General features: G+C 44.6%; 13 protein-coding genes and 1 pseudogene. 13 read left to right on the top strand and 1 reads right to left on the bottom strand.

What is annotated here, in order from left to right; all coding sequences use genetic code 11:
* Window positions 1-55 precede the first annotated feature (55 nt).
* The 10 genes and pseudogenes from LC508_RS13100 to LC508_RS13055 all read left to right on the top strand — a co-directional run bounded on the left by LC508_RS13100 (window position 56) and on the right by LC508_RS13055 (window position 14,091).
* Window positions 56-1,081: a LacI family DNA-binding transcriptional regulator gene (locus LC508_RS13100; protein ID WP_054352093.1), complete on the top strand. Its 1,026-nt coding sequence runs from the start codon at window positions 56-58 to the stop codon at window positions 1,079-1,081.
* 324 nt (window positions 1,082-1,405) lie between these two features.
* On the top strand, window positions 1,406-2,728 hold the full coding sequence (locus LC508_RS13095; protein ID WP_054352094.1) for an ABC transporter substrate-binding protein: 1,323 nt from the start codon (window positions 1,406-1,408) through the stop codon (window positions 2,726-2,728).
* A gap of 87 nt (window positions 2,729-2,815) precedes the next feature.
* Window positions 2,816-3,691 carry a carbohydrate ABC transporter permease gene (locus tag LC508_RS13090; protein WP_103732544.1) on the top strand — a complete coding sequence of 292 codons (876 nt, stop codon included), beginning with the start codon at window positions 2,816-2,818 and terminating at the stop codon, window positions 3,689-3,691.
* A gap of 14 nt (window positions 3,692-3,705) precedes the next feature.
* Window positions 3,706-4,542: a carbohydrate ABC transporter permease gene (locus LC508_RS13085; RefSeq protein ID WP_054352096.1), complete on the top strand. Its 837-nt coding sequence runs from the start codon at window positions 3,706-3,708 to the stop codon at window positions 4,540-4,542.
* Between the two features lie 72 nt (window positions 4,543-4,614).
* Complete coding sequence (locus tag LC508_RS13080) at window positions 4,615-5,451, top strand: response regulator transcription factor (RefSeq protein WP_054352097.1); 837 nt, start codon at window positions 4,615-4,617, stop codon at window positions 5,449-5,451.
* Window positions 5,452-5,455: 4 nt separating this feature from the next.
* Complete coding sequence (locus tag LC508_RS13075; RefSeq protein ID WP_118593770.1) at window positions 5,456-7,234, top strand: cache domain-containing sensor histidine kinase; 1,779 nt, start codon at window positions 5,456-5,458, stop codon at window positions 7,232-7,234.
* A pseudogene (locus tag LC508_RS13070) lies at window positions 7,224-8,405 on the top strand (beta-galactosidase); the annotation flags it as partial. The gene LC508_RS13075 and the pseudogene LC508_RS13070, both read left to right, overlap by 11 nt.
* 9 nt (window positions 8,406-8,414) lie before the next feature.
* Window positions 8,415-9,281, top strand: coding sequence for a beta-galactosidase trimerization domain-containing protein (locus LC508_RS28745; protein WP_408612335.1), 867 nt, complete (start codon window positions 8,415-8,417; stop codon window positions 9,279-9,281).
* A gap of 136 nt (window positions 9,282-9,417) precedes the next feature.
* Complete coding sequence (locus LC508_RS13060) at window positions 9,418-13,221, top strand: RICIN domain-containing protein (protein ID WP_118593769.1); 3,804 nt, start codon at window positions 9,418-9,420, stop codon at window positions 13,219-13,221.
* Between the two features lie 81 nt (window positions 13,222-13,302).
* Complete coding sequence (locus LC508_RS13055) at window positions 13,303-14,091, top strand: cohesin domain-containing protein (RefSeq protein ID WP_158587218.1); 789 nt, start codon at window positions 13,303-13,305, stop codon at window positions 14,089-14,091.
* A 170-nt stretch (window positions 14,092-14,261) separates the two neighbouring features.
* On the opposite strand, the gene LC508_RS13050 is transcribed toward LC508_RS13055, so the two are convergent.
* Window positions 14,262-16,478, bottom strand: a complete 2,217-nt coding sequence (locus LC508_RS13050) for an alpha-L-rhamnosidase (protein ID WP_103732102.1) — start codon at window positions 16,476-16,478, stop codon at window positions 14,262-14,264.
* A gap of 104 nt (window positions 16,479-16,582) precedes the next feature.
* Here LC508_RS13050 and LC508_RS13045 point away from each other — a divergent pair, with 104 nt between their 5' ends.
* The 3 genes from LC508_RS13045 (at window position 16,583) to pssE (ending at window position 18,715) form a co-directional block, all read left to right on the top strand.
* Window positions 16,583-17,452, top strand: coding sequence for a helix-turn-helix domain-containing protein (locus LC508_RS13045; RefSeq protein ID WP_033141105.1), 870 nt, complete (start codon window positions 16,583-16,585; stop codon window positions 17,450-17,452).
* 325 nt (window positions 17,453-17,777) lie between these two features.
* Window positions 17,778-18,242, top strand: a complete 465-nt coding sequence (gene pssD, locus LC508_RS13040; RefSeq protein WP_033141106.1) for a PssD/Cps14F family polysaccharide biosynthesis glycosyltransferase — start codon at window positions 17,778-17,780, stop codon at window positions 18,240-18,242.
* Window positions 18,239-18,715 (top strand): PssE/Cps14G family polysaccharide biosynthesis glycosyltransferase, encoded by a 477-nt coding sequence (pssE, locus tag LC508_RS13035; RefSeq protein ID WP_103733254.1) that lies wholly within the window; start codon window positions 18,239-18,241, stop codon window positions 18,713-18,715. Before pssD ends, pssE begins: the two co-directional genes overlap by 4 nt.
* Window positions 18,716-18,724 lie beyond the last annotated feature (9 nt).

Genomic DNA, 18,724 nt, shown 5'->3' with positions numbered 1-18,724 from the left:
TCACGGCAGTCAGCACGCTTTCGGAACCGGACAGACAGGAAAGAGGTTGATAAATATGGGAGTAACCATTAAACAGATAGCGGAAATGGCGGGCGTGCACCGGTCTACTGTCGACAAAGTGCTTCATAAGAGACCGGGCGTGAGTGATGATGTGCGTAAAAAGGTACAGAAGATCATAGATGAAAATAATTATGAGGCGAATCCGATCGGAAAAGCCCTTAAGATGCAGAACAGAGAGCTGCGTATTGCAGTGCTGCTCCTGAAGGTGGATGCGCTTCCCTATATCAGAGAGGGAATCGAGGAGAAGCTGAAAGAGTACAGTTCCTTTCAGGTGCATCTGGAGTTTCAGATCATTGCCTATTCTGATGTACAGAAGCAGGCGGATCTATTGGACCGGTATCGTGAGGAAAAGGTGGACGGCATCATTTTAAGTCCCATCAACGCACACGAGATTGTCGAAGCGATTGACCGCTGCACAGAGGAAAAGATTCCTGTGGTCACAGTCAATTCAGATATCAAGGGCAGCAGGCGTTTCTGCTTTATCGGACAGGACGGTTATAAAGCGGGAAAAGTGGCAGCCAGATTTATGGGCGAGTTCCTGGGCGGAAAAGGCAGAACCGTGGTCATAACCAGTGACGGGGATGAGCATCAGTCCTTCCCCTTCGGCACACGTGAGGGCGGGTTCCGCACGGTCATCACAGAGGCATATCCCAAGATAGAGATGCTTCCCAGTGTGACCACAAAAGAGGATCCGGCTATCATGCGGCGGGAGATGCAGAGAATCCTGCGGGAGGAAAAGGACATAGACGGCATACTGATCACCTGCGGATGTGTCCAGGCAGCAGGCGAGGAGCTGAAAGCCAGCGGCAGAAATAACGTGCGCCTCATCTGCTACGAGGATTATCCGGAAATTCTGGAGCTTATGAAAGAAGATATTGTGACTATGACACTGGGCAGCGGCCTTAGTGAGCAGGGAAAAAGAAGTATAGAGGTTCTGCTGGACAAACTGATCTACGACAGAAATCCTTACCGGAAACATTTGTATTCGGAGATTCATGTGATGGTGAAGGAGAGTCTGTAAAGTAAAGATGAACTGACAGGAAAATCCGCCAATTACAGTATGTAACTGTGACTGGCGGTTTTTTATGCTCTGCCATGGGGGACGCATTTTCTGTCACTTGAAGAGTATGCTGCAGTATGCGGAATAAATGTCAAAGGAATAATTATTTATTGTGCAAAATCACTGGGATTTATTATTGCATAAAAAAAGAGTGCGAAATAACAAACAAAAATGTTTTAAATTCTCTCTTAAAAACTTCGTAGAATTGATATAAAATTTAGTACATAAACAAGATAAGTGATTCAATCAAAAGATTCATTCAAAAATATAACGGAGGGATTTGAAATGAGAAAAAAACTGGTTTTATTTTTAACAGGTGCTATGTGTCTTACCATGCTTGCCGGATGCGGCCAAAAAGGCGGTTCTGGTTCTGCGGAAAATACTGATAAGGAAGCCGGTAAATCAGAAGACAAGGAAGTCTTAAGCATGATGTTGAACGGCTCCGCATCTGATGCGTATGTGGAAGGCTACCAGAAAATCATTGATGAGTTCAACAAAACAAATGAATTTGGAGTTACCATTGAACCGGAATTTGTGAGCAACTCGGATTACAAGACAAAGCTTACTACCATGATGGCATCTGATTCTGCGCCGGACATTATTTTTACATGGGAACTGGGCTATCTGGAGAATTTTGTGAATGGTGACAAGATTGTGAATCTCCAGGAATATCTGGATGCTGACCAGGAATGGAAGGAGAGTTTCAACAGCGGCACCCTGGAACAGGAAACATATAACGGCGATGTATACGGAATTCCAACTGCCCAGTGTATGGCAGTTATGTATTACAACAAAGCTATTTTTGAGGAAAACGGTCTGGCCGTTCCCACTACATATGATGAATATAGAAAAGTGTGTGATACATTGCTGGAAAAGGGAATCACGCCGGTTGCCCTGGCATCCACGGCAGATGACGCATGGCTGGTATCTCAGTACATACAGCAGCTCTCTGACGGTGTTGCAGGAAACAGATTGTTTGAGGATATCAAGGAGGGCAGCGGCAAATGGAATGATGAAGCCATGGTCCAGGCAGCAGAATTGTTCCAGGAGGAAGTGGAAAAGGGATACTTTGAGGAAGGCTTCACAGGTGTGAGCGGTTCTGAAGCGGAAGCGCTGTTCCAGACCGGACAGGCAGCCATGTATTTTAACGGCACATGGGAAATCTCTAATCTTGACAACGCGGAAGTATGTCAGGTAGCAGAAGATGTGAGCTGTTTTGCAATGCCGGCCGTAAAGGAAGAGAACACGAACGTTTCCGTAGGTTCTCTGGATAATTCCTTTGCAGTGACAACGAATTGTGAGAATGTAGAGGCAGCCGTAGGTCTTTTAAAATACTGGACCAATTCAGAGAATGCAGCAACCCTGCTCTATGATTATGGACGTATGCCTGCCACTAAGTTTGAGCTGGACGAGAGCAAATTATCCGCCCTTTGCAGCGAGGCTATCAAGTGCTTCAATGAACAGAAGGCGCTGACACCGTGGTTTGACCGCATGAACACGGATCTTGGCAATGAATTTAACAATAGTAGTGTAGCTATTGCCAATGGAGACGAACCCCAGTCAATTTTGGATAAGCTTCAGCAGTATGCAGAGGATAACCAGAAATAAGCGAATCTGTAATTCCGGGTGCAGCCGTCGAAACGATGGTCGTACCCGGAATATAACAGGAAAGCGTGAGACAGAAAGGGTGTTTCGATGAAAAGTGTTTTAGGAAATAAAAAAAGCATTGCAGTGTTTGTACTGCCGGCTTTTATCATATATGCAGTGTTTGCCCTGTTCCCCATTGCCTACAATATCTACATGTCTCTTTTCAAGACAGATTTAATGTCAGGCCGTGAATTTGTGGGACTGAAGAACTATATCGGGCTGTTTAAGGATGCCACATTCACCCATGCACTGGGGAATAATATTTTGATGGTTATCGGCTCCCTGATTGCGCATATGCCCCTGGCGATGTTCTTTGCAAACGCTATATTTAAGAAAATCAAAGGTTCCGCATTTTTCCAGACCGTATTCTTCCTGCCCAGTGTCATTTGTGGTGTGGCAGTAGGCCTTACCTGGACCTTTATTTATAATGGTAATTACGGCCTGTTGAATGCGTTTTTAGGACTGATTGGACTTGGTGACCTGCAGCAGGTATGGCTGTCCAATAAAAATCTGGCGCTGATCTGTATCATTATTGTAGTTATGTGGCAGTACGTGGGATATCACATGATTATCCAGCTCGCTGCTATGCGCAATATTGATTCTTCGTATTATGAAGCTGCCGAAATTGACGGAGCTACCTCCTGGCAGCAGTTTAAAAATATCACTTTCCCATTGATAAAGCCAATTTTAAAGATTGATGCAGTATTGATCATAACAGGCTCCCTGAAATATTACGACCTGGTAGCTGTTATGACAGGGGGAGGTCCTAACCATGCTACCGAAGTTATGTCAACTTATATGTATTATCAGGCTTTTAATGTGCTGAAATACGGATATGCCTGTGCAATCGGTGTGATACTTATGCTTTTATGCATGTTGTCGGTGGGGCTGTCCAATAAAGTCTTTAAGACAGAAAGCTATTAAAGGAGGGAAATAAAGTGAAGAGAAAGCCTGTGGAAAAAGTCTGGCTGTTTATCAAGTACTTTTTCCTGATCGTATTTACAATTATGTGTCTGTACCCTCTGGTATGGCTGTTCCTGGCATCTTTTAAAACGAACCAGGAGTTATATTTCAATACATGGGGGCTGCCGGAATCCTGGAGCCTGACCAATTATATGAATGCAGTGGTAAAAGGCGGTGTTATCCGTTATTTCGGAAACTCTGTGATCATAGCAGTGGCGGCTGTTTTGGTGACAGTGATTCTGGCTACAATGGCTTCCTATGCGATTTCCAGAATGGAATGGAAGCTTTCCAAGTTGACTTACGGCATATTTCTGCTGGGTATGATGATCCCCGTATATGCGCTGATCATTCCTCTGTTTTCCGTATTCAAATCCATGGGGCTTTTGAATACCTACCTGTCTGTTATCATTCCGCAGATTGCAGTGGGATTTCCTATGGCTATATTTATCATCTGTGGGTTTATGGACTCCATACCAAAGGATTTGGAGGAGGCCGCAGTCATAGACGGATGTTCTGTTTACCGCTGTTTTTTCAACATTATACTGCCCATTGCAAAATCCTCCATTGTGACTGTGGCGGTCGTACAGTTCATTAATGTGTGGAATGATCTGCTTCTGCCCCGTATCTTCCTGACAGACAGTAACATGATGACACTGCCTGTGGGCCTTACGAATTTCCAGTCCATGTATTCCACCGATTATGTGGGGGAGATCGCGGCGGTTATTATCACCATTATTCCAAGCATTATTGTATACATACTTCTTCATAAAAATATTATGGAAGGTATGGTTGCCGGGGCAGTCAAAGGCTAATATTACAGAGTTTTCTATTTATCTGCCGGGTGCTATACTTTAAGTATTGAAGATAGGGAAAGGGTGGATAAAATGACACTATTGATCGCAGATGATGAACTTCTTATACGCAGCGGGTTATTAAGCCTTGACTGGAAATCCATAGGAATCACGGAGGTGTATTCTGTCAGCAATGGTACAGAAGCCAGGGAACTGTTGCTTTCCACAGATGTTGACATCGTGATTTTTGATATCAGAATGCCCGGAATGACTGGGCTTGAACTGGCGGCAATGATTAAGGAACATTCCATGGATACGGCTGTCGTTCTTCTCACAGGATTTTCAGAGTTTGAATACGCAAGACAGGCCCTGCAGAGTAATGTATATGAGTATCTTCTGAAACCATTCAGTCCGAGGGATATCCTGTCAACAGTGGCGGATGTGAAAGAACGTCTGGAACAGAAAAGATACCAGGTAAAGGTCATCAGAAAATATGAGGATACCAAGGGGGCGTATGATACCGTTTCCCAGGTGAAGAACCATTTTTCAAAGGTATCCAGAATTGTGTCAGATGTTCTGATGGATATGGCAAAAGAGTTTGATCAGCCATTGTCTCTGAGCGGATTTTCGGAAAGATATCATTTTTCTTCCAATTATATATCAAAAAAGATAAAACAGGAGACAGGATATTCATTTGTGGACATTCTAATGGCCATTCGAATCATGAACAGCGCGCAGCTTCTGGCGGAGGGGGAGCGTGTGAATCAGGCATGTACAGTGGCAGGATTTAATGACCAGCGGTATTTTTCCCAGGTGTTTAAGAGGGCTTTCGGATGCAGCCCTACGGATTTTAAAAAACAGGAGCACAGCCCACAGGAAATCCGGCTTCATGTGATCCTGGAAAATCTGGATAAAAAGCAGGCGGAATGAGCCTATGAAAGAGAAAAAAGAAAAAATATTTTTGAGTATCCGCTTTAAGCTTTTTATGGTTTTTACGATTCTGCTGCTGGGAACATGTATCTGTGTGTTTACGTTCTTTACATATCGTTTCAGTAATGTCTACAACAGTCAGGTGAATTCCCACATGGCTGATGTGACATCCCTGTCCACGGCAAATGTGTCCAATATGGTGGACCAGATTGACCAGCTTTCTGTATCCATTTTGGTGGATCAGGTAGTGCAGGACAATCTGGCAGTGATCAACGGAAATGTGGGAGGATATGACAAAGAGACGGGAACGGGAAGTATTGCCTCTTACAAGGCAGCCATTTCCAGCCAGGTCAGGGGCAGTGTATTTAATATAAAGGGAGTGATATCTCTGCGCATTTATTCCAAAAGCGGCGAAGAAATTTTTGTAGGCACTACAAACAGGGAGTTTTTGGAATATGCCCAGAGTCCAGAGGAAATTTATAAGGCAAACGGCAAGGCATTGTGGAGCCTGGCCGGCGATGCAAATTATGCCTGTATGTGCAGAGCTATATTGAGTACAGGGGATATGCAGCCCTTGGGGTACCTGGTCATTATCTGCCAGAATGAATATTTCAGCAGTGAGCTGACTACTGTTTCCAGTTCCTATGCCAGCAAAGTGTATCTGGTGGATAAAGATAACTGTGTGGTAGCTGCCAACAGCAGCGAAACTGTAGGACAGAAATTTTCTTATTCCCTGGAGGCGTTAAAAACAGCAGAACCTATGACAATCAATGATCCAAGCACGGGGGAAAGCAGCTATTACTATACAGGCAAACCACTTCAAAACGGCTGGACACTGGTCACCACTGTGAGTACCAAACAGTTTCGGAAAGGAATCATGGCAAGCGTTCTGCAGATGGGTCTGGTTATTGGACTGGCACTGATTCTGGCTCTTTTTATTACAATGGTAGCAGTCAGAAAGCTGATAGGTCCGGCGAAATTACTACTGAACAGCATGTCGGCTTTTGGTAACGGTAATCTGGATTCCAGGGTGAAATTCAGCGGAAATGATGAGATCGGTCAGATAGGAAGTGCATATAATCAGATGGCTGACAATATACAGAATCTGATGGAAAAGGTGTATTCTCTGGAACTTGCCAAAAAAGAGGCGGAAATTGAGTTCCTGAAGATGCAGATCAATCCCCATTTTTTGTACAACAGCCTGGATACTATAAGCTGGTTGGGGTTTATGGGAGGAAACGAGAAGGTATCGGACCTTGCTGTATTTCTTGCAAAACTTCTGCGGGCCAGCATTAAGAGAAATGCCATGATCACTGTGGAACAGGAGATGGAGATGGTACAAATTTATCTCCATATCCAGGATTACAGGTTTGGGGACAAGATATCTGTGGAATGCGATGTGGATCTGGAAGCGGAACAATGCTATATGCCCAGTTTTCTGCTGCAGCCACTGATTGAGAACAGCATTATCCACGGCCTGGAAAAACAGGTGGATAAGGGAAAACTCTCAGTAACTGTCAGAAGAGAGGATGTATGGCTGTATTTTTGTGTGGAGGATGACGGCAGAGGGATGACAGAGGAGCAGGTGGAATCGCTGCTTGCCCAGTGCAGGGACATCAAATCAGCAGCGTCCATTGGCCTTAAAAATGTATACCGGCGTCTCCAGCTCTTATATGGGGAAAGCTGCAGATTTGAGATGAGAAGTGCGCCGGATGATGGAACCAGGATTTCTTTCCGCATACCGATTATGAACGAGGAGGAAGCAAAAAAATATGAACAGTAAACAAAATTTTCAGTGGTCAGAGATGACCATGGGGACCTGTTATTATCCGGAGCACTGGGATAAAGGCATCTGGGAGGATGATTTGGACAGGATGCAGGCAGCAGGCATAACGGTTATCCGTATCGCTGAATTTGCCTGGAATAAATTTGAGCCGGAAGAGGGCGTCTTTACTTTTTCATTCTTTGATGAGTTTCTGGAGCTCTGCCTGAAAAAGGAGATGAAAGTGATATTCGGCACACCTACCGCCACACCACCTGCGTGGCTGACGGAAAAATATCCGGAGGTATTAAACGGCAGCAGGGAAGGTGTCCTGTACCGCCACGGCGGAAGACGCCACTATAATTATAATTCACCAAAATACCAAGAACTGTGTAAGAGGGTGGTCGCAGCCATTGCGGAGCATTATGGCAGTCATCCGGCGATCGTGGGATGGCAGATTGACAACGAGCTGAACTGTGAGACCTGTGAGTTTTATTCGGAGGCGGATTCCATTGCGTTCAGGCAGTATCTGAGAGAAAAATATAACTCGCTGGAGAATCTGAACAAAGCCTAGGGAACCGTATTCTGGAATCAGACGTATACGGACTGGGAGCAGGTTTATGTGCCGAGGCCTACACTGAGCAGGGGAATCAATCCTCATCTTCATCTGGATTATTACCGTTTTATTTCACACAGCACCATCCGGTTCTGCAGCATGCAGGCTGAGATCATTAAAAAGTACAGAAAGCCTGGAGATTTCATTACCACAAACGGTATGTTCTGGAATGTAGACAATCATAAGATGGAGAAGGAATGTCTGGATGTCTATACATATGACTCTTATCCAAGTTTTGCCTTTGGACTGGACCGGGATCCGAAGACGTCAGAGGATTTGAATGACCGCCGCTGGTCCATGCATCTGAATGAAGTGCGCTCTGTCTGTCCGCATTTCGGAATTATGGAACAGCAGTCAGGGGCAAACGGCTGGACAACACGTATGGAAGGACCGGCTCCCAGGCCGGGACAGCTTATTCTGTGGGCAATGCAGAGTGTGGCGCATGGGGCGGATTACATTTCATTTTTCCGTTGGAGAACTTGCACGCTCGGTACGGAGATATACTGGCATGGTATTTTAGATTATGACAACAGAGATAACAGAAAGCTGGAGGAAGTAAAAGAGTTCTGCCGAAAATTCAAGAAACTGGATGCAGTTTGTCAGAGTGAATACACAGCTTCTTTCGCACTGTTAAAAGATTATGACAATGTCTGGGATACAGAGGTGGACGTGTGGCATGAACGAGTTGCCCCTGTCAGTGAAGATGAGATATTTGCCGCATCTGAGCTGACGCACACTCCCTATGACGTGGTTTATCTGCAAAAAGACAGTGAACTTTCAGATCTGGCGGGATATCCGGTGATATTTTATCCCCATCCTGTTATGATCAACGAGGAGCGGGAGGCTCTTCTTGAGGCATATGTAAAGCAGGGAGGAACTCTGATCATAGGATGCAGGGCCGGTTATAAGGATATGAACGGACAATGTGTTATGCTCCCGCAGCCAGGAATACTGCAAAAACTGACAGGTACGGATGTGAGAGATTTCACTTTTACAAGTCCGGCGGAAGATACGGTATCTGCCCAGTGGGGGGAAGAGAAACTGGAGACTCCGGTTTTTAATGATATTCTGACAGCTCTAAAGGGAACCAGTGTGCTGGCCGTATATCAGAACAGCTATTACGGCGGAACGGCGGCGCTGACAGAGAATAAGGTGGGGAATGGGCGCGTGCTGCATCTGGGAAGTACATTTTCGAGACAAAATGTGCGTAGGCTTCTGGAATATACAGGTGTCTGTGAACCATTTTCTCATATTATTGACGCACCGGAAGAAGTGGAGCTTGTGATGCGTACAAAAGGAGAAAAGAGTTTCCTTTTCGCATTAAATTACCATCCGGCGCCGGTTGCGATTGAACTGAAAGAATGTGTAAAGGATTTATATACTGATACCTCTGCGGAAGGGAAAGTAATACTTCCCGCATACGGGACAGCAGTCTACGAGATAAAAAGATAGGAGAGAAAAAAGTGAATCGTGGTATTTTATGAGCTCTGCAGAAGCATTCTGGAGGGGGTGGTATTTTTATGCTTAAAAATGGAAAAAATTGCCGCTGCAGAGGATTAAAATAATAATCAGAGAAAGGATAACAAATATGATGAAAAAAGCGCATCTGTTAAAATGTCTGTCCGGTGCCCTGGTTCTTACAGCAGCAGTAGCGGCCAGCTGTGTTTCTGTGGCGGCAGAGAGTACTTCGGGGATTATATATGAAACACCGGATGGTTGGACACCCGATACCTATGGAACGAGAAACAGCGCCGTATCTCCAAGGGCCATTCAGCTTCAATATCAGGATAATGAAGAAGATAATGGAAAAATGCTGGTTACCTGGGAGTTTGGTGTAATCGAGAATGCCGATAATGGCAAAGTATTTCCAATCTATGAGAGTCTGGATGCCGGTGAAACCTGGGAATCCGTGGGTAATGTGATAGAGACGCAGAATCAGACACCGGAAAATGCAGATAACCGCTGGGGTATGGAATGCTGTCCTGAGTTATACGAGCTGCCCGGCGATGTGGGAGATATGAAAAAAGGAGGCATTGTTTGTATCGGATGTGTATGTCCGAAAGATTTATCAAAGACACATTTTGATATGTACTATAGTGAGGATCTGGGTAGGACCTGGGAATTCAAGAGTTCTCTTGTCACTGACGGAGGAAGAAATTATATGGGAGATGATCCGGTTTGGGAGCCATTTATTTTATATGATGAACCGACCTCTTCCCTTATCTGTTATTATTCGGATGAGAGATATTCCCAGTGGAATCAGAAACTGGTCTATCAGTCAACTACAGACGGTCTGACATGGGATGAGGCGGTGGATGTAGTTGCCTGGACAGACCCAGGTATGCGTCCGGGAATGCCAATTGTCACACAGCTTGAGAACGGGTATTATGTCATGGTTTATGAGGCAGTAGGCCTTAACAATAATAATCCGATTCCCTGTAATTATAAACTGTCACTCTATCCCAATGACCCATTCCACTGGGATGCTGAGGATGTGGGAATTACTTATGGATACGGAGGAAGTCCGTACTGTCTGAAGCTGGATAACGGATATGTAGCAATGACAGCTTCCAAAGAAAGCGGCGTGTTCATTAATACAAAGAAAGACCTTACTGGAGAGTGGATCGTTTATGATACAGGTGTGCCGACCGGATACAACAGACAGCTGATTCAGCTAAAAGACGGTGAATTGTATATATTAAGCTGTGGCTTTCCAGACAAGGGATATCAGAATACAGTCAGCTGGGGGAAAATGGATGTGAATTCGCGGCTGATTCCCGAAGACGCAGTAAATATTATAAATCAGTATACCGGAAGATATATGTGTGTATGGAGCAGTTCCAAAGATGACAATGCGCGTGTTGTGGGCTGGACTAACTCAGGCAGTCTGGATTTAAACTGGACACTTGAAAAAGTTTCGGCAGACAATCAGGAATACTATAAAATCATAAACGTTAACAGCGGTAAGGTACTAACGCCGTCTTCTGACAATTCCTTAGTGCAGATGCCGTATGATGAACAGAACAAAGCACAGTTCTGGAGTATTCAGGAAACAGAAAATGGAAATAAAATTATAAATGTATCCACTGGATTGCTGCTTTCATCCAACGAAAGAAAAGAGAACAGCGGAACGGCAAGCCAGGTCGCATTATATTTAGAAGAAGATAAAGGAACAGAAACACAATTATGGAATATTGGCAGTGCGGTCGGTGATGCGGTATCCTATAATATCATCAACGGCATAGATAATGAAACAGCAGCATTATATCCAAATGGAGGCAGTGTAAAAGCCGGTGCCGACCAGTATTTTATCATTCAGGCAAAGCAAGGCTATAAAATCAGCGGAGTCCAGGTTAATGGAAATCCTGTAAAAGTTACAGGTACATGGTTTAAAGTCAGTAATGTAAATAGTGATTTAAATATAACTGCAGATTATGAGGCAGTTAGGGAGGATGCCCGTTTTGTTACAAATAAAGAGAGCGGCAAAATGCTGTGTTTGCCAAAATCCTCCACAAAAGAAGGCGAAAAGATTCTGGAATGGACCCGGGAATTGAACAATAATTTTTACTGGATATTAGAACCGGTAACAGGGAACGGGGCATATCAGATCAAAAACCTGAACAGCAATAAAGTATTAAGCGTAGAAGATGCTTCCATGGAAGCAGGGGCAGCAGTAGTCCAGACCGGAAACGATTCAGACGCAGATCTGTGGCTGGTAACGGAGATGGAAAACGGATATTTCAGCATTATTAACAGCAACAGCGGTCTGGCTCTTACAAGAGGAGAAGCCGATAAGATTGGCGACAGGTATGCAGTTCTGCAGCCTTATACAGGTGCAGACAGTCAGTTGTGGAATTTAGAATTTGTGCGCAGCCGTCAGTTGTATACCATTCAGACAGAAGCAGCTGGGAATGGTACTGTAACAGCAAGCCGTATACAGGCCGGTGAGGGAGAAACCGTTTATCTGACAGTAACTCCGGATGAAGGATATGAGCTGACAGAAGCAGGTCTTACGGTCAACGGAACTGCAATACAAGGAACCAGTTTTGTCATGCCGGCTGAAGATGTAAATGTTCAGGCTGTATTTAACGAAACCGTCCAGGAAGCGGTTCTTGAGAGTGTAGAGATAAAGACACTTCCGGACAAGTTATCTTATTTGGTCAATGAAGACATGAATCTGACCGGTATTGTCCTTTCTGCCACTTTCAGTGATGGAAGTACAAAGGAAATTACCGATACAGAGCTGATGCAGGTCAAAGGCTTTGATAGTGCGGCACCGGGGAATATTTTAATTACAGTCACCTATACAGAAAATGGTGTGAGCAAATCTGTTGATTTTCAGATTTCCGTACAAATTCCTGCCGATATGACTGCATTGAATCTGGCTATAGCCATGGGAACAGAACTGGAAAAAGAACAGGTAATAAATCATTCTTTTACTGATGAAAGTTATGCGGCTGTGGAGACAGCTCTTGCAGCTGCAAGAGCTGTTGCAGAGAACAGTATGTCAGCGCAGAAGGATGCAGACCAGGCGCTTCTTGATCTCATAGAAGCATATGCAAATCTGGAAAACGGTACTGTGAACTTTGGGCTTCAGGCAGCTATCAGCGGAACCATGGTGATTATGGAAGATCCCGCTACAGCAGCAATTTATAGTGAAGAAAGTATCCAGAATGTGGAAACGGCTTTGAAGGCCGCTCAGGAAACTGCAGAGAATCCGGATGCATCACAAGAGGAAATCAATTCTTCCACAAGGATGTTGATCACAGCAGTCAATAACCTGCTGAAAAAAGAAGATTCACGTCTGCACAGACTGCTTCTGGTTGCAGACAGAATTCTGGAGAGTGCAGAAAAGTATACGAGTACAAGCATAGCTGTACTGCAGGGGGCAGTGGATATGGCAAAAGAAGCAGCTGGAAATCCAGATGCATCGGAGGACGAGTTGAACCAGGCATATAACAGTCTTGCAGAGGCTCTGGCAAATATACAGATGCGGGGAAACAAAGATGAACTGCAGGATTCGGTAAACAAAGCCTGTGAGATTCTTGCAAATAAGGATAGATATGTCACAGCAAGCCTGGAAGGCCTTGAGGCCGTTAATACAGAGGCAGCCGCAGTGCTGACGGACAAAGATGCTATACAGGAGGAAATCAATGCAGTTCTTGCGAGACTTATCCAGGAAATGCTGGATGTGCGCCTTCTGGGAGATGTAAACAATGACAAGACTGTTGATACAAAAGATGCGTCAATTCTTCTGAAATTCACAGCAGAGATGACAGAACTTTCCAGTGACAGCCTGGATGCTGCTGATGTAAACAGAGACCAGGTACAGGATACAAAAGATGTGACACAAATTTTGAAAATGGCGGCAGAGGAAATTACCTCTTTTTAAGTCTGGGTATGTCTGCAGGCCACAGAAATGGTTCTGCAGACATACATCAGCGAGGAAGAAACAGAAGGCAGGTTGATCCACATGAAGAGATTATTAAAGAGAGCAGTTGTGATACTTATGACAGCACTTTTGACCGGACCGTGCATATCTGCTGCGGCAGAGGAGACCGCTCTGGTGACAGTTAAGGCAAATGAAGTTAAGGAGGGGGATGCTTCAGTCACAGTGACCTGTGACATAGAAGGCGGAAACCGGGTTTCCAGCGGGAAAATCCGCATCCGGTATGACGCGGAAAAAATGCGTCTGAAATCCGCACAGGCAGGAAATGCGCTGACAGGGGCCATGTGTGAGATTAACGACTGCCTGAAGGGCAGCAAGGAGGAGGGAGAATTGGTAGTGGCATTTGCTTCCGCCTCCCGCCTGTCAGGAGATGGAAGTCTGTTGAATTTAGTATTTAATCTGGACAGCAGTGTGAAAGAGGGAACAATTCTTGAAGTTACCGCAGATGTGGAAGAGTTGGCAGGTGATGATGCGGATGTGGCAGCTAACACGATAAATCTTTCGGCTGAAGTCACAAGAAAGGATAGCGGGGGGGAGCAAAATCCTTCAGAAGGAGAGGATGAAATAACGGATGGTACTGTAGATTCTGAAAAAGATACTAATAAGGCACATGATACTAATAAGGATAATACAGTAAATACACAGAAACAGCAGACGGCGGCAAAAGATGCAGACAAAAACAGTACTATGTCTAAGACAAGAAGTGTGAAGACAAAAGATGAAACAAATATCCTGTTTCCAGCTGTGTTGACAGGTGCAGCACTTCTGGGAATCATAGCAGTGGGAATGGGAAAGAAGAGCAAAACGAAGTGATGAAGCGGCATGTTAATAGAATTATAATATTAAAGTAGTGAATCAAATTAGGCTGTGGGTATGTAATTGTTTACGGGTTACAGAATCACGGCCTTTAATTTGTGGGGACATCCGTGGAGCCAGGCCCTTTTATCAGGCCTGGCTCTGATTAATTTATTGATATTTGAAAATTAAGCTCTTTCTATTTCACTGTAGAACAGATAAGTTCCTTTTGTTACCTGCTGTTCTTTTCCATCAATAACCACAACAGCATCCACCGGCGTAGTGATTTCATACCGCCATACATTTCCTGCCTTTTTCCAACCGGAGTAGATTTTTCCATGGCGTGTATCCAGAGTTACGGATAACCAGTCAAGTCTTTCATCAGGGACGGGTGCTATCTTTACCTTCTCATAACCCGGAAATTCAGGAATTCTCCGGATTCCCCCGGCTACACTGTAGATCCAGTCAGCCACGGAACCGTAGGCATAATGATTGAAGGAATTCATATCCGCACTCCAGAAGTTTCCGTCAGGCATGATCCCATCCCAGTGTTCCCAGATTGTTGTTGCGCCTTTTGTGACCGGATACAGCCAGGAGGGGTATTCTTTTCTAAGCAGCAGGCTGTAGGCAAGTTCTGAATAGCCGTAATCACTCAGTACATGCAGGATATAGGGCGTACCGACGAAACCGGTCTGAAGCTTTACACCGCATTCTTTTATCATAGACGCAAGCTGATCAGCGGCAGCCCGGCAGTCTTCTGCAAGGTGGAAATGGGCAGCCAGAATACATTCCGTCTGTGTCTTGTACTCTGGATAGGCTGTCCGGAACGCAGCCACGATCTTAGTATACAGTTCTTCATACTCTGCCACATCTTCACCAAGCACTTTTCCGGCTTCGATCACCAGTGAAGTGGAATAGGCATAGAAAGCGGAAGCGATGAAATCCTCCCGCGTAGAGCCCTTATAGCTTCCGGATGGAGCGTCGAGACCCAGCCAGTCTCCGCAATGCGTTCCCCCTGTCCACAGATATTCTGTCTCTGTGTGAGTGGAAATATAGGAGATCCACTTCTTCATGAGGGTGAACTGAGAGGATAATAATTCCTTATTACCGTATGCAAGGTAGAGTTCCCATGGACAGATCGCTGCCGCGTCACCCCAGGCGGAACTTGCCGATTCCTCAGAGAGCAGGTCGGGAATCACGTGGCCGACTCTTCCGTCCGGGCCCTGGTCTGCCATCATATCTGCAAGCCATTTGGTGTAGAATTTTTCCGCATCATAATTCATGCAGGCTGTGCGGATGAATACCTGTGCATCCCCGGTCCATCCAAGCCGCTCATCTCTCTGCGGGCAGTCTGTGGGCACATCCACAAAATTACCTTTCTGTCCCCAGATGACGTTGTCGAAGAGCTGGTTCAGCAAGGGATTAGAGCAGTTGAAATACCCGGTCCGACGCATAGCGGAGTGTATCACTACTGCTGTGAAATTTTCCGGTTTTGCAGCAGATGTACCGCCCGGGAACTGATCAATCCGTATATAGCGGAAGCCGAAGAAGGTAAGTTTTGGCTTGTAGGACTGTTGTCCGTCACGGCAGATATACAGGTATTGGGCTTTGGCTGTTCTGTAGTTTTCCGTATAAAAACAGCCTTCTTTATCCAGGACCTCGGCATGGGAGAGTTCAACCGTTTCCCCGGCTTTGGCAGTAAGATTGATTTCTACATAACCGGTGATATCCTGGCCGAAGTCAGCCACGATCTCTCCTTTTGGCGTGGTGAAGATACAGATGGGAGCCAGTCTTTCCTGCTCCCGGATCTCTTCGCCCTGCTGGGGAATCAGGGTGTGTGTCGGGCCTTCAAATGCACATACAGGTTTGGCAGAACCGTAATCCCGGCTGCCGCTGCCTGCAGAAGAGCTGCCGCACTCCATTGAGGCGTCATAGATCTCCCCGTCGTAGATTTCCGAAAAGCGGACAGGGCTTTCCGTAAATGTCCAGGTCTCATCCGTTACTGTGTATTCCACAGAACCGTCCTCATAGGTGATCTCCAGTTGGGCGATAAGTCCTGCAGGGCTTTTTTTCAATTCCTCCTGGACGGAGGATTTACTCCAGCCGGGCATAGGACTGCGGTACCAGCCTTTTCCCACGGTCACGGAAATATGATTATCTTTTCCCAGCAGATTTGTAATGTCATAAGCCTGATACTGAAGACGTTTTTCATAAGAAGTCCAGCCAGGGGCCAGGACAAATTCTCCCACGCGGCTTCCGTTCAATACCGCTTCGTATGTACCAAGGGCAGTTATAAAAAGTCTGGCAGTCTTTATCGGTTTTTCCAGAAAAAAATATTTTTGGAAAAGGGGGCAGACATCCCCTGTGTCCGTCTGTGGTTTGATCCATTTTGCATACCATTCCATTGAAGAAGTACCTCCGTTTTTCTTTTCTTGACTTTCATGATATCAGAGAATAAAATGGAAAGAAACACCTGTATTTTACTAAAATAGGGGGTGAATTTGTCTTTATGGATAAGTCGGTTACCATACATATCAGGGAAGTGTCAAAAGAGGAACAGGAGCGGCTGGTCATGATGCCATACCAGCAGATGGATATGGAAAGCCATAACCATGATTTTTTTGAGCTGGTTTATGTGATGAAGGGGACAGCTGTGCATACTCTGAATAAGGAGGAAGGGGTTCTGACAGAGGGCGATTATTTTATCATGGATTACGGCAGTGTACACAGTTACGCGAAAAGTGAAGATTTTACACTGGTCAACTGTATTTTCCTGCCTGAGGTCATAGATGAAACCATGACGGGGTGCCGTTCTCTGGATGAACTTCTTCATGGGTGTCTGATCCGATATTATGCATCCATATCCGGGGAGACTCCGGTAGACCGTATCTTTCATGATGAGGATGGCCGAATCAAACAATTGATCATGGGGATGCTGGAGGAATACCGGGAGAAAAAAGAAGGATATGCGGAGGTGTTCAGATGCAGGCTGATCGAGCTGTTGATCCTGACTCTTAGAAAAGGCATTCATGAGAAACCCAGGCATCCAAAACACAGAGCAGTTTTGGAAGTGATTCAGTACGTTGACAGAAATTATCAAAATTATGTTAACCTGGGAATGTTCTGCCGGCAATATCATTATACATTGTCTTATATCAGCAGAATATTCCGGCAGGATACAGGGCTGTCTTTTCGGGAGTATCTGCAGAAGGTCAGAATAGAGAAGAGCTGTCAATTGCTGGCGGGCAGTGATATGCGGATTGGGGAGATCGCCCGGGCAGTGGGATATGAGGATAAAAAGTTTTTTAACAGCATTTTCAGAAAAATTGTAAAAATGACGCCCAGGGAGTACAGAAGTCTTTCGGCAGTGAAAGGATAACTGCCTGTCTGCCCAATCTGTTTTTAATGTTTTTGCTGAAGAAACCCTTAAAAAGCTTACAAATTTGAAAGCTAACAAAACTGTAAGCATATAAAATTATATAAAATTGCAGCGATTTATGGAAAAGCCGCTGCAATTTTTATTTTGCTAAAAACAGTGATTTTAAGAGAAAAACAGACAATTTATGATACGAAAAATTGTATTTTATTTAGGAAAATTGCAAAAAAATTGAGAAAAGTTGTTTAATGGGGTAATGCATATTGTAATGCAAAATAATGTAGAATCTCAAAACGACCGGATATTATTGAGTGGGAGAGGGAAAATCATGAGAAAATGGAAAATTGCGTTTATTGCATCCTCAGGGGGGCATCTGGAAGAAATATCAAAATTAAAGACAATTGAACAGCAAAATGACTGCTTTTTAATAACGGAAAAAAGTGACTTTGAATTAAAAAACTTTTGCAGCAGAAAATATATGACTTCCCAAACCAACAGAAAACAGCTCACCTTTCTGCCGAAATTTTTCTGGTTGTTTATAAAAGCAATTTATATACTTTTGATGGAAAAGCCGGATTTCATTATAACAACCGGAGCTTTGATCGCATATCCCTTTTGCGTAATAGGGAAACTGATGAGCACTAAAATAATATATGTGGAGTCTTTTGCAAGGGTCCAGACCCCCTCTTTGACAGGGAAACTCTTGTATAGCTTTACGGATTTGTTTATTGTCCAATGGGAAGATATGCTGAAATTATATCCGAAGGCCATGCTCGGAGGTGGGATATTTTGATTTTAGTTACATTGGGCACCCAGCAGTTTCAGATGAACCGGCTTGTAGAGGCGGTTGATAAGATCGCTCCTCAATTAGAGGAAGAAGTATTCATACAGACAGGTTCTTCTGCTTATGTACCGGTAAACTGCCGTTATGCAGATTTTGTTGACAGCGAAAAGTTTAATGGGATGATAGAGGAATGTTCCATTTTGATCACGCATTCAGGAGTAGGCTCCATTATGTCGGGTCTGTTAAAAGGAAAGCCGGTGATTGTTGTCCCACGGTTAGAAAAGTATCATGAACATGTGGATGATCATCAGCAGCAGATTGCAGAAGCATTTGCAGGCAAGGACTGTGTTTTATACTGCAGGGACCTGGACAGACTGCAGGAATATATAGAAGAAGCAAAAAACCATAAGTTTGCCCCTTATATAATTCAGGGTGGAAAAATTGAAGATATTATTCTTGATTACCTTAAAATTTTTGAATAGCGGGCAATT

Origin of the sequence: Blautia parvula, assembly GCF_020215665.1 — a bacterium.
Taxonomy (GTDB): domain Bacteria; phylum Bacillota; class Clostridia; order Lachnospirales; family Lachnospiraceae; genus Blautia; species Blautia celeris.
This window is presented reverse-complemented; position numbering and strand designations above follow the sequence as displayed.

Excerpts from the sequence above, each read along its gene's own strand:
- LC508_RS13100 (WP_054352093.1), top strand. The coding sequence starts at position 56 with ATGGGAGTAACCATTAAACAGATAGCGGAAATGGCGGGCGTGCACCGG.
- LC508_RS13095 (WP_054352094.1), top strand. The coding sequence starts at position 1,406 with ATGAGAAAAAAACTGGTTTTATTTTTAACAGGTGCTATGTGTCTTACC.
- LC508_RS13090 (WP_103732544.1), top strand. The coding sequence starts at position 2,816 with ATGAAAAGTGTTTTAGGAAATAAAAAAAGCATTGCAGTGTTTGTACTG.
- LC508_RS13080 (WP_054352097.1), top strand. The coding sequence starts at position 4,615 with ATGACACTATTGATCGCAGATGATGAACTTCTTATACGCAGCGGGTTA.
- LC508_RS13075 (WP_118593770.1), top strand. The coding sequence starts at position 5,456 with ATGAAAGAGAAAAAAGAAAAAATATTTTTGAGTATCCGCTTTAAGCTT.
- LC508_RS13060 (WP_118593769.1), top strand. The coding sequence starts at position 9,418 with ATGATGAAAAAAGCGCATCTGTTAAAATGTCTGTCCGGTGCCCTGGTT.
- LC508_RS13055 (WP_158587218.1), top strand. The coding sequence starts at position 13,303 with ATGAAGAGATTATTAAAGAGAGCAGTTGTGATACTTATGACAGCACTT.
- LC508_RS13050 (WP_103732102.1), bottom strand. The coding sequence starts at position 16,478 with ATGGAATGGTATGCAAAATGGATCAAACCACAGACGGACACAGGGGAT.
- LC508_RS13045 (WP_033141105.1), top strand. The coding sequence starts at position 16,583 with ATGGATAAGTCGGTTACCATACATATCAGGGAAGTGTCAAAAGAGGAA.
- pssD (WP_033141106.1), top strand. The coding sequence starts at position 17,778 with ATGAGAAAATGGAAAATTGCGTTTATTGCATCCTCAGGGGGGCATCTG.